Origin of the sequence: Pedobacter quisquiliarum (genome assembly GCF_014642175.1) — a bacterium.
GTDB lineage: Bacteria > Bacteroidota > Bacteroidia > Sphingobacteriales > Sphingobacteriaceae > Pedobacter > Pedobacter quisquiliarum.
The window spans coordinates 193,289-210,953 of record NZ_BMIL01000004.1 but is presented as its reverse complement, the minus strand read 5'-3'; the positions used below and the strand labels follow the sequence as shown (position 1 = coordinate 210,953).

The window sequence follows — 17,665 nt, the reverse complement described above, 5'->3', positions numbered from 1 at the left end:
ACAAAAACCTCCTGTTTAATCAACAGGAGGTTTTTTTATGGCTAAGTAAACCGCTAGTACTTGTTGTAGATTAATTATTGTTCCTGCAGCTTTAGTCAGAAAGCGTTAGTTTCATCTTCTACATTCTTAAGCCAATTTGTTTTAGCAGAATTGCCGCGTTGAACGTACGGCATGCGCCGTGTTTAAGTTTGTAATCGAAGTTCATCTCCCCTTCGGTAAGCTGGATGTCGAAGTGGTAATTGCGGAGCTGTTGCGGGTAGTCTTCAAGCATCTCAGAAAGTTGCAGATCGTGTGTAGCGAACAACGCGGAAATGCGCTGTTCAATGAGCCGCTCGATGAAGGCTTTAGAGCCCTGGTATTTGTCTTTACTGTTTGTACCCCGCAACATCTCGTCAATCAGCACCAACGAATCTGGCACTTTCGATACCATTTCCAGGATCATTTTTAGCCTGTTCAGCTCTGCCTTGAAAGTTGAGGTCTGATCGTTCAGCGAATCTTTGATACGCATGTAAGTCACCAGTGAAAAGATGGAGCTCTTGAAGGTTTGTGCACAAACTGGTGCCCCGGCAAATGCAAGCACCATGTTGATGCCTACCGTTCGCAGGAAGGTACTTTTACCAGCCATGTTTGAGCCCGTCACAATATCTACCGTAGGGCCATTGGCCAGGTCGTAGTCGTTCGGTACACGTTTATCCGCAGGAATCAAAGGGTGGCCCATGTTTGTCGTTTGCAGACCAAATTCCGGCAGGATTTCCGGGAACACCCAATCCGGATGATTATGTGTCAGCGTCGCAAAGGAGATCAGTTCTTCGAAGTCGCTGATGCGCTGTAGGGAATGAACAAGATCATTGGAGGCCGCCTGATGCCATTTGTCCAGGCGCACCGCACAGCGCAGATCCCATACAAAGAGGATGTTCAGCACAGCACCCACAATCATGTTCAGCCGCGCATCGAAGGCTTGAATGATGCCTGCCAGTTTTTTAATTTGTTCGCTACCCTTTGTGTCAGGATGATCCTGCTTGAATAAAGCAAGTATATAAGGACTTTTCCAGGAAATCTCTTCAGACCACTTGATGACGTTGGCGAAGGAGCCCAGCACTTCGGCGCTGCCGCTGAAACCTTCATAAACGGCGCTGATGTGTTTGATGTGGAAGTAATTGAATGCAAAGTTAAAGATGGCCACTGCGGCGAGGACATCCCAGGTCCAGCCCCCAACGAAGCTGCCTAATAAGAGCGCAGCAATACTTAGGAAAGGTGCCGCTTGCGTATACATGCGCAGGAATGGCTTGTGCGTGAATTTAAGTTCCTCAGGTAACTGCGTAGACAGTTTATCTTTGATCATCGCCAGCTGCTCCGGTGCGTGGCTTTTTAGTTCTGCACGGAAGTGGTAGGTCGCCTCCATATGGCTTTGAACTTCCTGGATCGCCTGTTGGCGCGCGATAATCATCTCCCGGGTACCGGCAGTATTCAGCTGTGCTGCGAGTTGGTCCATACCTTCGCGACTGCTGCAACGGTTGCTCAGTGCGTAAAGGGATGCCGGGCCGAAGATATCAAGATCGGAAACGTAGGGGTGATTTTCATCTTCATAGGTGGCACCATCCTGATAGCCGTTCTTGCGCGCATCAATGATCTGAATTTCGTTTTCGTATACCCAAAGCAGCTGACTGGCATAAGCGAGTTCACGCTGTAAGCGCGCTTGTCTTTTCACCAGCACCACAAAGAGGAAGACAGGTGCCAACACGAGGAGGCCAAAGAAGATATTGAAGCCGAAGTTTATGATCAGGGCGACGAGGATGATTTCAACGAGGAACAGGCCAAGCCGGGACAAGGACACCTTGTTTAGGTTCTCCTTGATGGATTTCAAGTTTGTTGATTGCGCGGCTGCAGCATTTTGATAGCTGGATAAAATACTATCTTTTGTTTTTACCATATCTTTGGATTAAAGCAGAAAATTATAAATATATGCAATCCGATGATCTCCTGACAAGGATGCATACGAAATGAGGAAAAAGGATGAAGATTACGTTACTGGTGGTGGGTAAAACTGAGGATAAGTATTTGATTGAGGGCATGGAAAAATACCTGAACAGGTTGAAACATTACATCAGTTTTAATATGATCGTAATCCCCGAGTTGAAAAACACGAAGAACCTGACCGAAGCACAGCAGAAGAGCAAGGAAGCAGAGACCATTCTGAAGCAGCTGAGCAACCTGGATGTTGTGGTATTGCTGGACGAAAAAGGGAAAAAACATACCTCGGTATCATTTTCAAATTATCTGAACAAACAGATGATTGGGAGTGTTCAGCATCTGGTATTTGTGATCGGTGGGCCTTATGGTTTTGATAGGTCAGTGTACAAACGTGCAAACTCAAGTCTTTCACTGTCGGACATGACGTTCTCGCATCAGATGGTACGCTTGTTTTTCATTGAGCAGTTGTACCGGGCGTTCAGTATCCTTAAGGGCGAGCCTTACCACCACGAATAATCATGCTGCATATGGAAAATGCAGGATTTGTACATCATAAGAGAAAGGAGTAAATATGGCGTTTGGAGAATTCAAGAGAAAATACAGATATAAGAGTGACACTAGTGCAAGGGGCAGCTATTGGCTGGCAATTATTATTTCTGTGGTTGCCTTTATTATAATCTGGTACTTTATGTAAAAACGGTATAACAAAAAAGCCGGATCAATGACCCGGCTTTTCTAATATATTCGTGTTGGTTATACGCCTTTCTTAGAGGTCATGTTCACCTTTTTAGCAGGCTGGCTAGTCTTACTTGGCGCTTTCGCGTTAGAAGGCTTTACTGCTGCTGCAGCTGCTTTAGATTTCTTTTCAAGATCTGCTTTCACGGCTTCCTGTTGTGGATCCAATTCCGGCGTCTCTTCTGTGAACAAAGGCTGATCTTTAAGGATGCTGTACCAGCTGATGATCTTTTTCATATCAGATACATATACCTTGTCCTGATCGTGATTTGGAGCAACTTCCTGGAAGAATGATTTCAACTGTGTTGCATCGGCTTTAGTATCCGGTACTTTGTCGCCTTGTGCTGCAATATTTGCAAGTACATCGCTCAGTTTAATATCATCATCTTCACCGTAAACAGTGATGTCTTCCAATGAAGCTAATTTCGTATTCGAAATGTTCGCAACAATCTTCACTTTTTGAGCATCAAGGCTTTCTAAAACATATCCTGCCTTATTCTGTCCAACAAGCTTAAATAACCCCGGTCTCCCTGAAACCGCAACAATTCCTCTTAAATTCATATTATATATTTTTATAGCTGAAGGACTAACCTTCAATAACCTCAATAGTTAAAATCTTGTCACCAGCCTTGATATCATCAACAACATCAACATTTTCTACCACTTTACCAAAACACGTATGGTTTCTGTCTAAGTGTGCAGTGTTGTTTCTGCTGTGGCAGATGAAGAATTGAGAACCACCAGTGTTTCTTCCAGCGTGTGCCATAGAAAGTACACCACGATCATGATATTGGTTTTCGCCAGTAAGTTCACAGTCGATTTTGTAACCTGGACCACCTGTACCTGCTAAGTGTGCTTTAGCTGGATCTTTAGAGTTCGGGCAACCACCTTGAACTACGAAATCAGGGATTACACGGTGAAAAGTAACACCATCATAAAAACCTTCGTTTGCTAATTTTTTAAAGTTTGCTACGGTGTTTGGCGCGTCGTTATCATAGAATTCAACAGTCATGTCGCCTTTTGCTGTCTTTATTATTGCTCTGCTCATATTTGTATGTTTAAACGTCAAATTTAGTAAAATGAATTGATTCCCATGTAAATGGAATTAAAAGAGCCTTAGTTGTGCACTGAGGCTATGGTGTTTAGTCGTAGAAGTTCCAGCTTACACCGAACTTCAGCATGCTGTCTGGCATCGGGTAACGGCTGGTTGTATAGAAGCCACGGGAGATTAATCCTTGGTTGGCGTAGTCGTATTTCACAAAGATGTTCGCCTTACGCAGACTTGCGCGCAACCATACATCCACCACCGGTTCTGTGTTCAGCCTGCCCCCATTGCCCAGATAAAACTGGGTAGTAGATGGTGAGTAGGAATACGATTGGAACGGCGTGTTGTACCGTACGTCGAAGCCGAGGTTGGTGCGTAAAACCTTGAAGAATGTCTGGTCAAAGAAGAAAGTGTTAAAAGTATAGACCTCTGGTGTTCTGAGTATGTCCTGCTGATCGGTTTTCTGGTAAACCACGTAGGTTTCAAAGTTGAACTTACCAAACTTAAACTTCTTGCCAAGGGTAAGCTTAAGCAAGCTGATCGCATCTCCATTCTGCATTGGCATTATCGCCTGGGGCTGCTCGCTGCTTTTTTGGGCAAAGTACAGGTAGTTGTTGACCATGTAGTACTGTGCGCCGGCTTCCAGTTTCAAGCGATCGTTCAGGTAATTGAAGGAGAAGTTCAGGACCTTGGTACGATCGAAGCTCTGGTTGCGCCACTCATCGTGGTTACCTACATACTGGTTGTAGATCTGCTCCGGCGATTTGTTCTGAATGTATGCACCCAAGACTATGCGCCCAATGTTATTGCTTAGCAGCACATTACTTTTCGCTTCATACAGGAAATCGCCTGCCTGTGGCCCCTGAAAGATTTGTTGTACATCAACGTTAAGGTCGATCCGGTTGCTAAAGCGGTAACCCAGGCTACCCAATAAGGTTGTATTCTGGAATTTGGAATTCTGTATTCTTGACGTGGTGTCTATGATCGACTTTGCACGGTATTGCTGATACGTGAAGAATTCATGGCGAATACCGGCATTGATCTTCAGCTCATTTTTGATAACGGCACTGCCCTTTCCCCGTAAGAAAAATGTGTAAATAAATTCATTCTGCAGGCGCGACATGATGGTGGAGTCGTTTGTATAGCTTTCATCGTACAAGGCTGCAGGTAAGACGGTATTGTCGTCTGCTTCATTTTTACTGAAGTTGAACGACCTGGTTTCGTATAATAAAGTATGGGAAATCTTGTTTGTTGGCAGCACCTTAGCCGTAATTTCCTGCTGCAGGGTGTCAATGCGGCCGACGAAGTAATTCTGCTTAAGGAGGTACGACTTCTGGCGCCATAACTGTTTGGCAGAGGTTAAGCGGATGTTTTCTGCTTCGCTGGAAAAGGCATTACCCTCGCCGGTGAACAGGTTTTCATTCTCTACGGAACCATTCTCCTGTGCTTTGAGGGTGTTGAATACGGCATTTGCCCAGAGGTTGTACCGCTTGCTTGGCGACTGGTACCAGGTAAAAAAGGCGCCATTCAGATCATCACCACGCTGACGGGCATAGAGGCCGTTGGCGCCGATACGGTTGTAATTGGCACCGAAGTTCCAATTCGGCTTGATGTTCTGCGAGTGTGTTGCTTTGAAGATTTGCTCTGCCCCACCCCCACTTACATAATATACATTGCTGAAGGGTGAACGTGCCTGGTAATAGATGACATCGTCCTGGGTCATTGCGTAAAGATCCAGCGCGTGGAAGCCGGGATCAAAGCCAATGGTCTTTGTGGGCTCGAACAGCATGTCCTTTGCCGCCAGCCCCAGATTGCCCAGGTTTATTGTAGGCCTGCGTGGCTGGTTCAACAGGCTATAGTTCTGGAATCCTCTTAAACTTGTATCCAGCGGTAAAGTCTGGATGCTGTCTCTGGTTAACCGCAAGGTGGTGTACCTTACGTACTTCGAAGTGAACACCACCGAATCTCCCGCATTCTCCAGTTTGTTCCGTAATGAATCCAGCTCCTTATTATCGGTGACAGTTGTTTTAAGATCCTGCGCGGAAGCACCGAAAACACAAAAACCTAAGAGTAAAACCAGAAGTAATGGGGTTCTGAACATTATATTGCAGAGATTAACTGACTTAGTATATGGGTCATTTTTGGTTCGGCGTTTTTAGCCGTTTCAATAATTTCTTCAAGGCTGGTTGGCTGCAGATCTTCCGGGAAACCCTCGTCTGTTAAAACAGAAATGGCGAATACAGGGATCGACATGTGGTTAGCAACGATGACTTCAGGCACGGTGCTCATGCCTACTGCATCGCCACCAATGATCCGCAGGTACTTGTATTCTGCTTTGGTTTCCAGGTTTGGTCCGGTTACGGAAACGTATACCCCCTGGTGACAGGTAATGTCATTTGCTTTTGCAACTTCAAGTGCTTTCTCGATAAGGCGCTTGTTGTAGGGCGCACTCATATCTGGGAAGCGTGGACCCATATTGGCATCATTGCGGCCGCGAAGCGGGCTTTCCGGCTGCAGGTTGATGTGGTCATTGATGACCATCAGGTCTCCTTTTTTGAATGCTGGGTTTAAGGAGCCTGCCGCATTAGAAACGAATAGCCACTGGATGCCCAGGGCTTTCATAACGCGGATCGGAAAAGTAATCTGCTGCATGGAGTACCCTTCATAATAGTGCAGGCGGCCCTGCATAGCGATAACTTTCTTTCCATTAAGGGTACCGAAAATCAGCTTTCCAGAGTGGAATTCAAGTGTGGAGATCGGGAAGTTGGGTATGTTGGAGTACATTAAACCGAACTCCACTTCGATATCGGTTACCAAACCACCGAGACCTGTGCCGAGCACAATGCCGATCTCTGGTTCGAAGTTCGTTGTTCTTTGTTTAATGTATTGAACGGTTTCTTGTATGTCTTGATACATAGTCTAGAATTTCTTGATTAAAATGATGTTGGTCACCGGCATGAATATCCACCTTTATTGGCAGAAAAAATACAGGCAAATTTAGTAGTAAATCTTTGATACTTGCATCTAATAAACGCTGGGCATCCTTTTCTGTTGTCAGGATCAGTTTTTCTGTATCCTGGTGCGCTTCAAAGGCTTTCCGCAATGCTGAAAGTTCACCCAGACTGAACTTGTGGTGATCCGGATAGCGGTGCTGTACAACCTGTTTGTATTGACCTTCCAGGTATTGCAGGAGTGGTTTTGTGTTGGCGATGCCGGTTAAAAGGAATACCGTTGTCTCCGCACTTTTGCTGGGCATGTTTATGGCTTTTCCAGTTCGATATACGGGTTGCAAAGCGTGGTATTCTATGCTTGCATAGGCGATATCTTTCGCAGGGAAACGACTGAACCTCGCGTTGATCCTTTCCTTATCGCGCAGGCTAACGGTTTCAGGGCTCTTTGTAATGAGGATTTGCTGCGCACGCTTGTAGCCGCTAAAAGGTTCGCGCAGGTTACCGGAGGGCAGCAGCCATTGTGCACGGCGCATCTTTTCAAATTCAAAAAGCAGGATGGAATACCCGGGTTTAACTTTCCTGTGCTGAAAGGCATCATCAAGGATGATCAGGTCATGTGCTTCCTTCAGGCGCTCAATGCCGGTGATACGATCCTCGCATACTGCGACGGTTACTTCTGGATATTTCTGGTAGTACTGCAAGGGTTCATCGCCAATGCTCTTGGCCGTGGCCGTGTCATCAGCTAAGACAAACCCTTTGGTTTCGCGGCCATAACCACGACTAAGAATTGCAACTTTGTACGTACTCAGCAGCCGTACAAGGTATTCGGTTACAGGCGTCTTACCGCTTCCGCCGACGGCGAGATTCCCTACACAGATCACGGGTATGTCAAATTGGCGACTTTTAAAAATACCCCAGTCGTAAAGCTTATTTCGTACAAAGACGACAATGCCGTATAAGATTGCGAAAGGAAAGAGGATTGCTCGTAAGTATTTTATCATGCCTGCCTTCAAAAATAACAAATATTAAATGGTTTACCAGCGCATGACGCATAGGGGTGCTCAGGAGGGTTTGGCCGTTTAAAAATCTGTATATTTGTATAAACATTAACATTAAACTATGCTTAAAGGATTTTTTAACGTACCTACACCTGTCAATGAGCCAATCTTAGACTATGCACCGGGCAGCAAAGAACGTCAGCTTTTAAAAGAAGCGATCGCAGAAGCACGTTCAAAGCAACTGGAAATTCCAATGCACATTGCTGGAAAGGCTGTACATACGGATCAAAAAGGAAACATCACCCCTCCACACGATCATCAACACATTTTAGGTAAATATAGTAAAGGTGACAGCAGTCACGTTCAGCAAGCAATTGATGCAGCATTAGCGGCGAAAGCAGACTGGGAAAACCTGGCCTGGGAACACCGCGCGGCAATCTTCCTGAAAGCGGCTGATCTAATTGCTGGTCCTTATCGTTATAAACTGAATGCTGCAACGATGTTGGGGCAATCTAAAAACGCTTATCAGGCGGAGATTGATTCAGCGTGTGAGCTGATCGACTTCTTACGTTTCAACGTAAGTTACATGTCTGATATCTATAAACAACAACCTCCGGTTTCCAGCAAAGGTACCTGGAACAGACTTGAGCAACGCCCCTTAGAAGGTTTTGTGTTCGCATTAACACCTTTCAACTTTACTGCAATTGCTGGTAACCTACCAACTTCTGTTGCCATGATGGGTAACGTTGTGGTCTGGAAACCTGCGAATACGCAAATTTATGCCGCTAACCTGCTGATGGAGATTTTCAAGGAAGCTGGTCTGCCTGACGGCGTAATCAACCTGATCTATGTATCTGGTCCGGTTGCGGGTGAGGTGATCTTTAACCATGCTGATTTCGCAGGTATTCACTTCACTGGTTCTACAGGCGTATTCCAGGACATCTGGAAAACAATTGGTACCAACATTCACAAATACAAAACCTACCCGCGCATTGTAGGTGAGACTGGCGGTAAAGACTTTATCCTGGTTCACGGATCTGCAGATGTGGAAGCATCAGCAACTGCAATCGTGAGAGGTGCTTTTGAGTATCAGGGACAGAAATGTTCTGCTGCTTCAAGGGTTTATGTTGCACAAAGCATCTGGCCGCAGATTAAAGATCTTATGGTTCGTGATATGGCAACCTTTAAAATGGGCGGAACAGAAGATTTCAGCAACTTCATCAATGCGGTAATTGACGAGAATTCATTCGACAAACTTGCCAAATACATCGACGCTGCGAAAGCAGATCCTGCAGTAGAGATTATCGCTGGTGGCGGTTACGACAAATCTAAAGGCTACTTCATTGAGCCAACTGTGATTGTTGTAAAAGATCCAAAATATGTAACGATGTGTGAAGAGCTATTTGGCCCGGTATTAACACTTTATGTATACGAGGATGCTGACTTTGATCAGGTAATTGAAATTATAGATACTACTTCTATCTATGCATTAACAGGTGCCGTGATTGCACAAGATCGCTATGCGATTGAGAAGGCTTCTGTTGGACTTCGCAATGCAGCAGGTAACTTCTACATCAATGATAAATGTACTGGTGCAGTTGTAGGTCAGCAGCCATTTGGCGGTGCCAGAGGTTCTGGTACAAACGATAAAGCGGGTTCTATGATCAACTTATTGCGTTGGGTATCTCCACGTGCAATCAAAGAAACTTTCGCACCTGCAAGAGATTACCGTTACCCATTCTTAGCGGAAGAAAACTAAGTCTTTGAGTCGCCTTACGGCTCCTTACTGAGGTTATTACATACAAGAAAAGCTCCCAAATTCTGGGAGCTTTTTCTTTTACTAAACTAAAAACGGCCTTTTACCAAAAGGAAGTTGTCCTATTTTGGCTCGTCAATTACACGGAACACGGATGACAAGTTATCCGCACCTGAAGAGCTTAACTCAAGATCTGTGATTAAGCCAGTTTCAATGCTATACACCCAACCATGAACACTTAACTTACTTCCATTAGCCCATTTGTTCTGGATGATGGAAGTTTTGGTCAGGTTAAATACGCTTTCCATAACGTTAAGCTCCACCAGGCGGGCACAACGCTCTTTGTGGTCGGTAATACCGTCCATTTCATCCTGGTGTAGCCTGTAGGTATCTTTAATGGCACGCAACCAGTTGTCGATAATACCGAACTGTTTGTTACCTAATGCGGCTTCAACACCTCCACAACCATAGTGACCGCAAACAATTACATGTTCTACGCCCAATACGTTTACGGCATAATCGAGCACGCTTAGCATGCTCATATCTGTGTGTACAACAACGTTCGCGATGTTTCTTAATACGAAGATATCACCTGGATTGGTGTTCGTGATCTGGTTTGCAGGTACACGGCTATCTGAACAGCCGATCCATAATACCGGTGGTTTCTGCCCTTTAGCAAGCTTGTTGAAGAAGTCAGGATTTTCGTCCAGGGTTTTTGCTACCCACTCTTTGTTACCTGCTAATAAACTTTCGTATGTAATGTGTGTGTTGTTTGATTCTTGTACTGCGCACATAGCTTTTATATTTTAATTTATGGTTCTTAATTGTTGATTTCTTCCATTGTTTTGATGTCTATTTTAGGCACCGTATACGTGGTCTTGATGTTCTCAAGCTGCACAATAATACCTTTTGTGTAGGCATTGTGCTTGAAGTTGTTGATGATCTCCAGGACATCCGGATCAATATATCTGGCATTGGTACCATCAATGATCACATTGGTTTCTTGCGGAATTTTCGTCAGCATCACCTGAATTGCAGCTTTGTTTAGGAAAGATACTTCTTCGGCAAGCTTGATTCTGATGTTTTTCTTCTGGTCATCCTGCGTGATTCTGTAGAAGTACGAGTTTCGCATGTTTGTACGAAGGAGGTAGAAAATGGATACCACCATACCCAGGGCCACACCTTTTAACAAGTCGGTGAAGATTACTGCAAGTACCGTTACTACGAAAGGTATAAACTGATCCCATCCTTTTTTGTACATGTTTTTAAACAAGTCCACCTTCGCTAACTTGTAACCAGTTACAATCAGCACCGCTGCAAGACAGGCAAGTGGAATGAGGTTAATCACAAATGGGATAAAGAGTAGGGAAAGTAATAACCAGGTACCGTGGAAAATAGCGGACATTTTGGTTCGTCCACCTGCGCCAACGTTTGCCGAGCTTCTTACAATTACTGAAGTCATCGGTAAACCACCTAAAAATCCACTTACCATGTTACCTGCACCTTGCGCCATAAGCTCGCGGTTGGTTGGTGAAACACGTTTAATCGGGTCGATTTTATCAATTGCTTCGATACTTAACAATGTTTCAAGACTCGCTACAATAGCGATTGTACCTGCAACGATCCACACATCCTTGTTAGCAATCTGTGAAAAGTCGGGCATGATAAACAAGCCTGTAAATTCATTCCAGCCATTCACAACCGGGATGGATACCATTTGGTCTGGGCGTAGTGCAAAACCTGTACTACTGAAAACCAGTGTTAAACCGATACCGATAAATACAACCACAAGTGGTGCTGGTACCAGTGCAAGTTTCTTGAATTTCGGCCAGATTAACAGCACGGCAATGGATAGGGAACTGATAACGATTGCTGCAACGCTAAATTGGTTCATTGCATTTTCGAGTGCAGAGAAGGTATTTTGCTGGTCACTTTGTACAAATGCCTCATCTCCTGGGAAGTCAGAATCGACACCCAAGGCATGTGGTAGTTGTTTCAAGATCAGGATAACACCAATTGCGGCGAGCATCCCCTGGATTACGCTGGAGGGAAAGTAGTTCCCGATGGTACCTGCTTTGGCAAGGCCAAGGGCGAATTGCATAACACCAGCAAGCATTACAGCAAGAATAAAGGTTTGGTAACTGCCCAGAGAGGCAATTGCACCAAGGACAATCACGGTTAAACCGGCTGCTGGTCCACTAACGCTAAGCTGGGAACCACTTAGGGCGCCGACAACAATACCACCAACAATACCTGTGATTAAACCGGCGAAAAGTGGCGCACCTGACGCCATAGCAATACCTAAACATAGTGGTAAGGCTACTAAGAAAACAACGATACTCGCCGGCAAATCTTGTTTCAAATTCTTTTTAAGAAAATACTTCTTAAGACCCAACCCTGATAGAGTTGATTTTTCATTTTTCATAAACATTATTATTTAAAGAAGTCAAGGGGCCCGATTTTACAGGCATGATCAAAATCTTTAATGAAAATTAAATTGGATGTTCACACTGCTGCGCAGTGGATAATTTAATGTTTATGAAAAGTTCGGTGGCGGGGTTGGTACCGAAGGGTGATATGGATTTACATATCGCTTGGAGTGTTTCTGGAAGGTGTTGGTGAGCATGAAATCATAAACAACCGGTATGTAGGAACTGTAAGTATGGTTGATGATTTTAAAATCTACATACTTAATGGTTTTCCCCGACTCATTATCCGACCCATGTTCCAATTCAACCTGCATGATGACAGAGTTCATCAATTCTTTATCCAATTTTTCAAGAAATACAGGTGCAGCGGAAATCAACATCTTAGCGCAAAAAACGCTAAGAAAAATGATGGCTGCAAAAAACTGATATTTCTTTCTGGACATTTAAGGTTAAATATTTCTTTTCCTGGGTCAAAAATAGTACCCCGATGATAAATCTCAGCATGGATCATGTAAAAAATTTGTAATTAACCTTTATTGAACTTGTGAATTTCACAAAATAGTGCCCAAAAACACTTGGAGTATCTTATTAAATAAAGGTTAAAATGTATTTTAGCCTGAATAGTAATTTCGGAATGGAAAACAAACTACAGCTCTTAAAAGATAAAGCACAACAAGCCATGGCGGCAGGCGGTGAAGCCCGTATCGCCAGTCAGCATAAAAAAGGAAAACTTACTGCACGTGAAAGACTTCACTTCCTATTGGATGAAAACTCCTTTGAAGAGATCGGAATGCTGGTAACACACCGGAGCACAGATTTCGGAATGGAGAAGGAAAAGTATTATGGTGATGGCGTGGTAACCGGCTACGGTACCATTTCCGGCAGGTTAGTATATGTATTCTCGCAAGATTTCACCGTTTTCGGCGGCTCCTTATCGGAGACACATGCAGAGAAAATCTGCAAGGTTATGGACATGGCCATGAAGAATGGTGCACCCCTTATCGGTTTGAATGACAGTGGTGGTGCCAGGATTCAGGAGGGTGTAGTATCCCTTGGTGGCTACGCAGACATCTTCTACAAGAATGTACAGGCATCTGGCGTGGTGCCGCAGTTATCTGCAATCATGGGCCCATGTGCCGGTGGCGCAGTATACTCCCCAGCCATTACAGATTTCGTGTTGATGGTTGAAAACACATCTTATATGTTCGTTACCGGTCCTAACGTGGTTAAGACGGTAACACATGAGCAGGTAACCTCTGAGGAACTTGGTGGTGCTTCTACGCATGCCACTAAGTCTGGTGTTACGCACTTCTCTTGTGTAAATGAACTTGACGCCATCAGCCACATCAAAAAGCTGTTGAGCTATATGCCGCAGAACTGCGAAGAAATACCAGCACACCTACCCTTTACGGCAGCTGAGGAAGCGCGTCCTTCGCTTAACACCCTCCTGCCGGAAAGCTCCAGTCAACCTTACGACATGCGCGAAGTGATTGCCGCTATCGCGGATTCGGATAGCTTTCTGGAGGTTCATAAGGATTTTGCAGAGAACATCGTGGTTGGCTTTGCGCGACTTGCAGGAAGAAGTATCGGCATCGTGGGCAATCAGCCAGCTTACCTGGCCGGTGTGCTCGACAACAATGCGTCGGTTAAGGCAGCTCGCTTTGTGCGGTTCTGCGACTGTTTCAACATCCCGCTCCTGGTTTTAGAAGATGTTCCGGGCTTTTTGCCGGGTACGGATCAGGAATGGAATGGCATCATTAGCAATGGCGCGAAGCTGTTGTATGCATTCAGTGAAGCGACCGTGCCACGTATTACGGTAATCACAAGAAAAGCCTACGGTGGTGCATATGATGTGATGAACTCCAAACATATCGGTGCCGACATGAACTATGCCTGGCCAAGTGCTGAGATCGCGGTTATGGGTGCTAAAGGTGCTGCAGAAATCATATTCAAGAAGGAGATCAGTACCGCGGAAAACCCGGAACAGAAATTGCAGGAAAAGGAGCAGCTGTACGCCGAGATTTTTGCTAACCCTTACCGGGCTGCAGAACGCGGCTTCGTTGATGAAGTGATTGAGCCTTCGCAAACGCGCAGCAAACTGATCAAAGCCTTCAAAATGTTGGAGAACAAAGTGGTTAATAACCCTAAAAAGAAACACGGAAATATACCCCTATAGATGAAGTTGAGTCGTGCAGATGTACTGCTGATGGCCTTTTGCACAGGTCTGATTGTCGCAAATATTTACTATTGCCAGCCGCTGATCATCTTGATCGCAAGGGAGTTCAACATCACTGAAAGTGTTGCCGGCCGCGCCACTTACCTGACGCAGGCAGGTTATGCAATAGGTTTATTGCTGCTTGTACCACTAGGCGATATGTTTGAGCGCAAGAAGCAGATCCTGGTCATTACCGGATTGGCCATATTATCCTTGCTGATTGCCGGGTTCTCCCAATCCTTCCTGGTTCTGCAGATCGCCTGTGTGCTGATCGGCGCCAGTTCCATTGTACCCCAGTTGATTTTACCCATGGCGGCTAACTTGTCTTCGGACGAGAACCGCGGTCAAACCGTAGGCATCATCATGAGCGGTTTACTCATTGGTATTCTTGGTTCCCGGTCTGTGAGTGGGACCATTGGTTATCTGTGGGGTTGGCGCTCCATGTTCCTGATTGCCGCCGGCATTTGTCTACTGCTGGTGCTGCTAATGGCGAGGCGTTTTCCTTCAAGTCTACCAAGTTTCAAGGGCAATTACAAACAATTGATGGGCTCGATGTTCGGGTACATTAAGACACAGCCGGTGCTCCGGGAAACTTCCCTGATTAACTTTCTGGCATTTGCGACGCTGAGTGCATTCTGGACAACCATGGTGCTTTATCTGGCGAGTCCGCCCTTCAATTATCAATCCCTGCAAATTGGCTTGTTCGGCATCGCCGGTGCTGCTGGTGCACTTGCGGCGCCATTGGTGGGTAAACTGAGCGACGGTAAAGATCCACGACGGAATCTCTTGATCGGCTTATTGTTGCAGTTAATCAGTATTGTTGCGTTCTACTTTACCAAGCACCATATCTTTTTGTTCGTTGCAGGTATTATACTGCTGGACATTGGCCAGCAGGCCATTCACGTGACCAATCAGACCCGCATTTATGCTTTGATTCCGGAAGCCCGGAATCGATTGAACACAGTTTTTATGTCCGTGAGTTTTGTAGGTGCGTCTGTAGGTTCTGCCGCCGGATTATGGCTTTGGGATAAAGGGCAGTGGCCGTTGTTTTGTCTTGGCTCGGGCTTGGTTATCAGCACGAATATCTTGCTTTATTATTTTTATAAGCAAAGGAAGCAGCCGGAGCTGGCTTAATCCGAGTTTAGTTGTAGATATAAACTTGTGGATTAGCGTGGTATATAAGTAAAGCAGAAAGCGCGTTTAGATTACAAACGTTCTCATTAGAAATACAACCATTGAAGCAAAGAATTAAGCTTCAAGACATATAAAAACAAAAACACTGAAGTATGAATACACTTCAGCGTTTTTACTTAGAGTACAACTATTGAAGCAAATGATTACGCTTCAAGATATATAAAAACAAAAATTAGAATAATCATGTCAGAACAAGAAGAAGAAAAAAAACATGTTCCTGTAGTTACGGAACAATCTGTACGTTTCTTTGAAACATATATCAACAATCCCTCTCCGACCGGATTCGAATACCCTGGACAAAAGTTATGGCTGGATTATCTAAAGCCTTACATCCATGAAAGCTTTATCGACAACTACGGAACTGCAGTTGGCGTAATTAACCCGGATGCAGCATTCAAGGTTGTTATTGAGGCGCATGCCGATGAAATCTCCTGGTTTGTGAATTACATCACTTCAGACGGCCTTATTTACGTAATCCGTAATGGTGGTTCAGATCATCAGATTGCCCCTTCTAAACGCGTTAATATTCATACCGACAAAGGATTGGTTAAAGCAGTTTTCGGCTGGCCTGCAATTCACACCCGTAATGGTGAGAAAGAGGAAGCTCCAGCATTGAAAAACATCTTCCTGGATTGTGGCTGTACAACTAAAGAAGAGGTAGAAGCTTTAGGCATCCATGTAGGCTGTGTAATCACGTATGAAGACGAGTTCATGGTGCTTAATGACCGCTACTATGTTGGTCGTGCGTTGGATAACCGTGCAGGTGGTTTCATGATCGCAGAAGTTACCCGTTTACTTCATGAGAACAAAAAAGAACTGCCTTTTGGACTGTACATCGTGAATTCCGTACAAGAGGAAATCGGCCTGCGTGGTGCGGAAATGATTGCTCACCGCATTAAGCCAAATGTGGCGATCATCACGGATGTAACCCATGACACCTCTACCCCAATGATCAACAAAATCACCCAAGGCGATCTGGCCTGTGGTAAAGGACCTGTGGTATCTTACGCGCCAGCGGTACAAACCAACCTGAACAAATTGCTGATTGAAACTGCACAGCAGCACAACATTCCATTCCAACGCCAGGCCTCTTCACGCTCTACAGGAACGGATACGGATGCATTTGCATACTCGAACGGCGGCGTGCCTTCAGCGCTGATCTCCTTGCCTCTACGCTACATGCACACAACGGTGGAGATGATCCACAAGGAGGATGTTGATAACGTAATCAGCCTGATCTATAACGCGCTATTGAACATCAAGAACAATCACGACTTTAAATATTCAAATCAGGCAAACAATTAAGCCGCATTTTACATTATTGTTGACAAGGGAAATTAGATCCTGATTCAACAAGATAATTATACCAAAAGTTTATATAAATTATTATGAAACCTACTTTACTGATTTTAGCTGCCGGGATGGCAAGCCGCTATGGAAGCATGAAACAAATTGACGGATTCGGGCCTAATGGCGAAACCATCATTGACTATTCAATTTATGATGCAATTAAAGCCGGATTTGGCAAAGTTGTTTTCATCATCAAAGAAGAGTTTGTTGACAACTTCAAATCTATTTTTGAGCCTAAATTGAACGGCAAAATTGAAACGGATTACGTGTTTCAAAACTTCGACATCAAACAGTACGGCGTAGATATTGAAATTGAAAGAGCTAAGCCATGGGGTACTGCTCACGCTGTACTTGCTGCAAGAAACGTTGTTAAAGAACCATTTGCGGTAATCAACGCTGATGATTTCTACGGATTAGATGCTTTCCAGAAGATGTACACTTTTCTTACCACGGAAGCTAACGGTACTACATATTCCATGATCGGTTATGAAATTGGTAAAACCCTTTCTGAGCACGGATCTGTTTCTCGTGGCGTATGTAAGGTAGATGCTTCAGGAAACCTTGAAGAAATTGTGGAACGTACAAATGTTTACAAAGAGTTTGATGTAATCGTTTACGAAGAGAATGATCACAAACATCCGCTAGAGTTTGATACCCGTGTATCTATGAACTTCTGGGGCTTTACACCAGACATCTTCAACATCAGTCAGGAGTTGTTCAAAGAATTTGCGCATGCGCACAAAGACAGCCCTAAAGCTGAATTCTTCATTCCATTGGTAGGTGATCACTTGATCAGAGCTAAAAAAGCAGACGTAAAAGTTATTCCAACAAGCAGCCAATGGTTCGGTGTTACTTACAAAGAAGATAAACCGATCGTTCAAGAAAGCATTGATCAATTGATCAAAGATGGTACCTACCCGGACAATCTTTGGAACTAAGATCAATTACGTAAAATAAATTTGCCATGTAAAAGCCTTTCAGTGTATGCTGAAAGGCTTTTCTTTTTACAACCAGCGCACTG

At 44.6% G+C, this 17,665-nt stretch carries 15 protein-coding genes; 6 read left to right on the top strand and 9 right to left on the bottom strand.

Annotation, left to right across the window (positions count from 1 at the left end; translation table 11 throughout):
* Positions 1-118: 118 nt before the first annotated feature.
* Positions 119-1,930: a MutS-related protein gene (locus tag IEW69_RS07555; protein ID WP_188626226.1), complete on the bottom strand. Its 1,812-nt coding sequence runs from the start codon at positions 1,928-1,930 to the stop codon at positions 119-121.
* Positions 1,931-2,013: 83 nt separating this feature from the next.
* Between IEW69_RS07555 and rlmH the strand changes: the two genes are divergently transcribed.
* The gene (rlmH, locus tag IEW69_RS07550) at positions 2,014-2,487 is read left to right on the top strand and encodes a 23S rRNA (pseudouridine(1915)-N(3))-methyltransferase RlmH (RefSeq protein WP_188626225.1); all 474 of its coding nucleotides are present in this window, start codon (positions 2,014-2,016) and stop codon (positions 2,485-2,487) included.
* Positions 2,488-2,724: 237 nt separating this feature from the next.
* Here the strand turns inward: rlmH and IEW69_RS07545 are convergent, their stop codons facing one another.
* From IEW69_RS07545 to lpxK, 5 genes are all read right to left on the bottom strand, one after another.
* Entirely contained in the window at positions 2,725-3,267 is a 543-nt protein-coding gene (locus IEW69_RS07545) for a DUF5606 family protein (RefSeq protein ID WP_188626224.1), read from the bottom strand.
* Between the two features lie 25 nt (positions 3,268-3,292).
* Complete coding sequence (locus IEW69_RS07540; RefSeq protein WP_188626223.1) at positions 3,293-3,754, bottom strand: peptidylprolyl isomerase; 462 nt, start codon at positions 3,752-3,754, stop codon at positions 3,293-3,295.
* A 94-nt stretch (positions 3,755-3,848) separates the two neighbouring features.
* The gene (locus tag IEW69_RS07535) at positions 3,849-5,852 is read right to left on the bottom strand and encodes a putative porin (RefSeq protein ID WP_188626222.1); all 2,004 of its coding nucleotides are present in this window, start codon (positions 5,850-5,852) and stop codon (positions 3,849-3,851) included.
* Complete coding sequence (locus IEW69_RS07530) at positions 5,852-6,667, bottom strand: purine-nucleoside phosphorylase (protein ID WP_188626221.1); 816 nt, start codon at positions 6,665-6,667, stop codon at positions 5,852-5,854. The genes IEW69_RS07535 and IEW69_RS07530 overlap by 1 nt, the downstream gene beginning before the upstream one ends.
* Entirely contained in the window at positions 6,630-7,703 is a 1,074-nt protein-coding gene (gene lpxK / locus IEW69_RS07525) for a tetraacyldisaccharide 4'-kinase (RefSeq protein ID WP_188626220.1), read from the bottom strand. Before lpxK ends, IEW69_RS07530 begins: the two co-directional genes overlap by 38 nt.
* A gap of 118 nt (positions 7,704-7,821) precedes the next feature.
* On the opposite strand from lpxK, the gene pruA reads away from it, so the two are divergent.
* On the top strand, positions 7,822-9,459 hold the full coding sequence (pruA, locus tag IEW69_RS07520; protein WP_188626219.1) for an L-glutamate gamma-semialdehyde dehydrogenase: 1,638 nt from the start codon (positions 7,822-7,824) through the stop codon (positions 9,457-9,459).
* Between the two features lie 119 nt (positions 9,460-9,578).
* Here pruA and IEW69_RS07515 read toward each other — a convergent pair whose 3' ends face one another.
* From IEW69_RS07515 to IEW69_RS07505, 3 genes are all read right to left on the bottom strand, one after another.
* Positions 9,579-10,250 (bottom strand): carbonic anhydrase, encoded by a 672-nt coding sequence (locus tag IEW69_RS07515; protein ID WP_188626218.1) that lies wholly within the window; start codon positions 10,248-10,250, stop codon positions 9,579-9,581.
* A 26-nt stretch (positions 10,251-10,276) separates the two neighbouring features.
* Positions 10,277-11,881 (bottom strand): SulP family inorganic anion transporter, encoded by a 1,605-nt coding sequence (locus IEW69_RS07510; RefSeq protein WP_188626217.1) that lies wholly within the window; start codon positions 11,879-11,881, stop codon positions 10,277-10,279.
* Between the two features lie 111 nt (positions 11,882-11,992).
* Positions 11,993-12,328: a hypothetical protein gene (locus tag IEW69_RS07505; RefSeq protein ID WP_188626216.1), complete on the bottom strand. Its 336-nt coding sequence runs from the start codon at positions 12,326-12,328 to the stop codon at positions 11,993-11,995.
* A gap of 191 nt (positions 12,329-12,519) precedes the next feature.
* Between IEW69_RS07505 and IEW69_RS07500 the strand changes: the two genes are divergently transcribed.
* The 4 genes from IEW69_RS07500 (at position 12,520) to IEW69_RS07485 (ending at position 17,582) form a co-directional block, all read left to right on the top strand.
* Positions 12,520-14,061, top strand: a complete 1,542-nt coding sequence (locus tag IEW69_RS07500) for an acyl-CoA carboxylase subunit beta (protein WP_188626215.1) — start codon at positions 12,520-12,522, stop codon at positions 14,059-14,061.
* Complete coding sequence (locus IEW69_RS07495; protein WP_229663552.1) at positions 14,062-15,234, top strand: MFS transporter; 1,173 nt, start codon at positions 14,062-14,064, stop codon at positions 15,232-15,234.
* A gap of 243 nt (positions 15,235-15,477) precedes the next feature.
* A complete protein-coding gene (locus IEW69_RS07490; RefSeq protein WP_188626214.1) occupies positions 15,478-16,599 on the top strand; it encodes a M42 family metallopeptidase in 1,122 nt (373 codons plus the stop codon).
* Positions 16,600-16,682: 83 nt separating this feature from the next.
* Positions 16,683-17,582: a sugar phosphate nucleotidyltransferase gene (locus IEW69_RS07485; RefSeq protein ID WP_188626213.1), complete on the top strand. Its 900-nt coding sequence runs from the start codon at positions 16,683-16,685 to the stop codon at positions 17,580-17,582.
* Positions 17,583-17,665: the final 83 nt, after the last annotated feature.

Coding starts and splice junctions, on each gene's coding strand:
- IEW69_RS07510 (WP_188626217.1), bottom strand. CDS start 11,881: ATGAAAAATGAAAAATCAACTCTATCAGGGTTGGGTCTTAAGAAGTAT.
- IEW69_RS07485 (WP_188626213.1), top strand. CDS start 16,683: ATGAAACCTACTTTACTGATTTTAGCTGCCGGGATGGCAAGCCGCTAT.
- IEW69_RS07540 (WP_188626223.1), bottom strand. CDS start 3,754: ATGAGCAGAGCAATAATAAAGACAGCAAAAGGCGACATGACTGTTGAA.
- lpxK (WP_188626220.1), bottom strand. CDS start 7,703: ATGATAAAATACTTACGAGCAATCCTCTTTCCTTTCGCAATCTTATAC.
- IEW69_RS07495 (WP_229663552.1), top strand. CDS start 14,062: ATGAAGTTGAGTCGTGCAGATGTACTGCTGATGGCCTTTTGCACAGGT.
- IEW69_RS07515 (WP_188626218.1), bottom strand. CDS start 10,250: ATGTGCGCAGTACAAGAATCAAACAACACACACATTACATACGAAAGT.
- IEW69_RS07490 (WP_188626214.1), top strand. CDS start 15,478: ATGTCAGAACAAGAAGAAGAAAAAAAACATGTTCCTGTAGTTACGGAA.
- IEW69_RS07500 (WP_188626215.1), top strand. CDS start 12,520: ATGGAAAACAAACTACAGCTCTTAAAAGATAAAGCACAACAAGCCATG.
- IEW69_RS07530 (WP_188626221.1), bottom strand. CDS start 6,667: ATGTATCAAGACATACAAGAAACCGTTCAATACATTAAACAAAGAACA.
- pruA (WP_188626219.1), top strand. CDS start 7,822: ATGCTTAAAGGATTTTTTAACGTACCTACACCTGTCAATGAGCCAATC.
- IEW69_RS07555 (WP_188626226.1), bottom strand. CDS start 1,930: ATGGTAAAAACAAAAGATAGTATTTTATCCAGCTATCAAAATGCTGCA.
- IEW69_RS07535 (WP_188626222.1), bottom strand. CDS start 5,852: ATGTTCAGAACCCCATTACTTCTGGTTTTACTCTTAGGTTTTTGTGTT.
- IEW69_RS07505 (WP_188626216.1), bottom strand. CDS start 12,328: ATGTCCAGAAAGAAATATCAGTTTTTTGCAGCCATCATTTTTCTTAGC.
- IEW69_RS07545 (WP_188626224.1), bottom strand. CDS start 3,267: ATGAATTTAAGAGGAATTGTTGCGGTTTCAGGGAGACCGGGGTTATTT.
- rlmH (WP_188626225.1), top strand. CDS start 2,014: ATGAAGATTACGTTACTGGTGGTGGGTAAAACTGAGGATAAGTATTTG.